The following is a 2,390-nucleotide window of genomic DNA, read 5'->3' on the forward strand; positions in this document are numbered from 1 at the left end:
CGCAGATCGACCGGATGATCGAGATCAAGATCAGCTACGACCCCGACCCGGCCGCCGCGTTGGAGAACTGCCGCTTCTGGGCCCCGCTGTCGTTGACACCGGAGCAGAAGCACTCGGTGGACTCCCCGCGCGAGATGGAGCGCCTCGCGGATGAGTTGCCGATCGAGCAGGTCGCCAAGCGGTGGATCGTCGCCTCGGACCCCGACGAGGCCGTCGAGCAGGTCAAAAAATACGTCGACGCGGGCCTGAACCACCTGGTCTTCCACGCCCCCGGCCACGATCAGAAACGCTTCCTCGACCTCTTCAATTCCGACCTCGAACCGCGACTGCGAGCCCTTGCATGAGTAACGAGAACAACCTCCCCGGCCCGGACACGGCCGATCTCTCCGGCCTCGAGGGCATCCTCGGCCACAAGGAATCGGTCCGCGTCCTGCGCTATCCGCACGAGACCGAGCCGGATGAGGAGGGTCAGACAACGGAGTGGCATTGCGACATCGTCGTCGTCGACGACGTTCCCGCGCCCGGCTTCTCCACCTACGCCACCGTGGGCGCCCGCGAGCTCCCCACCAACGTCACCACGCCCGAGGGGCGCCAGATCCGCTCCGAGTTCGTCACCGTCGGCCGCACCGGCCACCGCGCCATGGCCGACGTCCTGGACGCGTGCGCGCTCGCGGTGGCCACCGGTTCCATCCACGTGGCGCCCGGCGCGGTGATCCCCAACGCGGTCGGCCTGGTCGATCCCGGCCGTACGTGCGAGCACCTGGTCCTCACGCCGCCGTTCCTGTGGCCGGACCTGCAGGTGGTCGACGAGACCGGCGGCCCCGACGGCACCGGCCCCCTGCTCACGCGCCTGCAGGCCGTGCCGATCACCACCGCGGAGATGTCCGCCATCGGACGTGACGGCGCCGACGCCCTGTTCGAGCGGCTCGACACCGCCGACGCCGACGTCACCAACCCGGACCGCCCGAGCGTGGTGTGAGTGAGGCTGGTGTGAGTGGGGCCCGTGTGAGCGCGCCTGCGCCCCGGACGTCCCGCGGTGTCACGCACGTACTCACCACCGCGGCCGGGCTGATGCTCGTCGAGGCCACCCCCGACGGCATCGCGCGCCTCGTCCAGGTGGACGCGGACCAGCTCGACGCAGACCAGCTCGACCACAGGGATGCCGCCGCGACCTGGTTCAACGTGAAACATCACGACGACGACGAGGGCCGCGATCCCGAGCCCGGCGCCGCGGCGGAGCACCTCGCCCGCCTGGCGGAACAGGTGGAGGACTACCTGGCCGGGAGGCTCCGCGGGTTCGACGTCCCGCTGGACTGGGCGGCGGCCGGGGTCCACGATGAATTCTCACGTGAGGTCTACCGCGAGATCCAGCACATCCCCTACGGCGAGACCTCCAGCTACGGCCAGGTCAGTATCGACGCCGGCCGGCCACGCAACGCCCGTCGCGTCGGCCGGCTGTGCACGCTGGTGCCGGTGCCGTTCGTCATCCCCGTCCACCGGGTGATCCGCGCCGACGGCGGTATGGGCAACTGCCCCGAGTACCGGCTGCGGCTGCTCGAGCACGAGCGACGCAACATCGCCGCCGAGCGTGCCGGGAAGCCGGGCCCGCTCCCGTTCCGGTAGGCATCGCCGCCGTTCGTCCGGGCATGGCCGGATCGGTGGGACGGCGGCCACACCGTGGTTAGGGTGGCGGTCAGCGTCGGGGGCCGAGGGGTCCGCCGGTGCGGACCGCCTGCCGTCGACCACAACCCACGGGGGAAGCCATGACAGCCGGAACCGTCGCCACCACTGCCCGCGCCGAGAGCGTGGTCGAGAAGTTCCAGCAGGTCCGGGGGCTCACCGACCTGCTCGCGTCCCGGCTCAGCCCGGAGGACCAGATCCCCCAGTCGATGACCGCGGCCAGCCCCGCAGCGTGGCACCGGGCGCACACCACGTGGTTCTTCGAGGAGTTCGTGCTGGGTCGGCTGCCGGGCTACACCTCGCCGGAGCCGGTGTTCCGCTTCCTGTTCAACTCGTACTACGAGGCGGTCGGCCCACGGCAGCCGCGGCCGCAGCGCGGGCTCATCACCCGCCCGTCGGTGGCGGAGATCGGGGACTTCCGCGCCCGCATCGACGAGGCCGTCGTCGACGCCCTCGAGGCGGGCCGGGTCGACGAGCGTGGCCTCGAACTGCTGGAGCTGGGCTGCCATCACGAGCAGCAGCACCAGGAGTTGCTGCTCATGGACATCAAGCACCTCTTCTCGCACAACCCGACCGACCCGGTCTACGTCCACAGGGCGGCGGACCCGGCAGGAGCGGCGCCGGGGGAGACCGAGTGGCTCGCCGTCGCCGAGGGGGTCGCGCAGGTCGGCGCCCCGGCTCCCGGCGACTCCGACGTCGGGGACGGCTCG

At 71.3% G+C, this 2,390-nt stretch carries 3 protein-coding genes and 1 pseudogene; all 4 read left to right on the forward strand.

The window, feature by feature from the left end:
- Positions 1-344 (forward strand): annotated as a pseudogene (locus tag G6024_RS13735) (glucose-6-phosphate dehydrogenase (coenzyme-F420)); the annotation flags it as partial.
- A complete protein-coding gene (locus G6024_RS13740) occupies positions 341-979 on the forward strand; it encodes a suppressor of fused domain protein (RefSeq protein WP_067719340.1) in 639 nt (212 codons plus the stop codon). The pseudogene G6024_RS13735 and the gene G6024_RS13740, both read left to right, overlap by 4 nt.
- Positions 980-1,005: 26 nt before the next feature.
- Complete coding sequence (locus G6024_RS13745; RefSeq protein ID WP_227022156.1) at positions 1,006-1,623, forward strand: methylated-DNA--[protein]-cysteine S-methyltransferase; 618 nt, start codon at positions 1,006-1,008, stop codon at positions 1,621-1,623.
- Positions 1,624-1,763: 140 nt separating this feature from the next.
- Positions 1,764-2,390 (forward strand): DinB family protein (locus G6024_RS13750; RefSeq protein WP_182640392.1); only part of this gene is annotated, 627 nt, incomplete at its 3' end.

The organism is Dietzia maris (genome assembly GCF_014144855.1).
Classification (GTDB): domain Bacteria; phylum Actinomycetota; class Actinomycetes; order Mycobacteriales; family Mycobacteriaceae; genus Dietzia; species Dietzia kunjamensis.

Excerpts from the sequence above, each read along its gene's own strand:
- G6024_RS13740 (WP_067719340.1), top strand. The coding sequence starts at position 341 with ATGAGTAACGAGAACAACCTCCCCGGCCCGGACACGGCCGATCTCTCC.